At 35.7% G+C, this 568-nt stretch carries 1 protein-coding gene; it reads right to left on the reverse strand.

Annotated features, from left to right (window positions below; translation table 11 throughout):
- A partial coding sequence (locus N5D03_RS14980) for a tyrosine-type recombinase/integrase (protein ID WP_280052136.1) occupies positions 1-568 on the reverse strand: 568 nt, incomplete at both ends.

A 568-nucleotide genomic window follows, 5' to 3' on the forward strand; every position in this document is an offset into this window, starting at 1 on the left:
CAGCTGAACTGCTCGTAAATTATGTCCTTGACTGAGTAAATTGGTAATCACACTTTGTCTGATTTTAACCGAAGTTAATCGTTTGTCAACCTGCTTTTGATAGGTCGATAAAAGGTAATTGATATCGTCTGCTGTTGTTGGATTTCCTAATTTATTGAGAATAAAATACGGTTGTTTTATTCGCTCTAATTCTGGTCTATCTTCCTGTAAATAGTGATAAAATAAAAGGATTTGTTCTGCCTTTAAAGACAAGGTTCTACTGTTGGTCATTCCTGTTTCACGGATGTAAATTTCTGCTTTATCGAGGTCGATATCTTCGAGTAGAATTTGGGTTACTTCCTTGACTAAAACGGCTTGATGAACGAATAAACTCAGGATAATTTGATTGCGTTTGGCTAAGATGGCATAACGTTCCTTTCGTGGTTCAAGTAAGGTTTTGAGTTCTTTTTCTGTCCATAAATCCTGTAATTGTACTGCTGTTTGTTTGGCATCCCGAAGCTTGATAAAGTGAGCAGGATTGTCTTTTCTTACCTTTATTTCAATCAGATAATCGTAGTATTTTTTCAGC

This window comes from Empedobacter sp. GD03861 (genome assembly GCF_029840885.1).
GTDB classification, from domain to species: Bacteria; Bacteroidota; Bacteroidia; order Flavobacteriales; family Weeksellaceae; genus Empedobacter; species Empedobacter falsenii_B.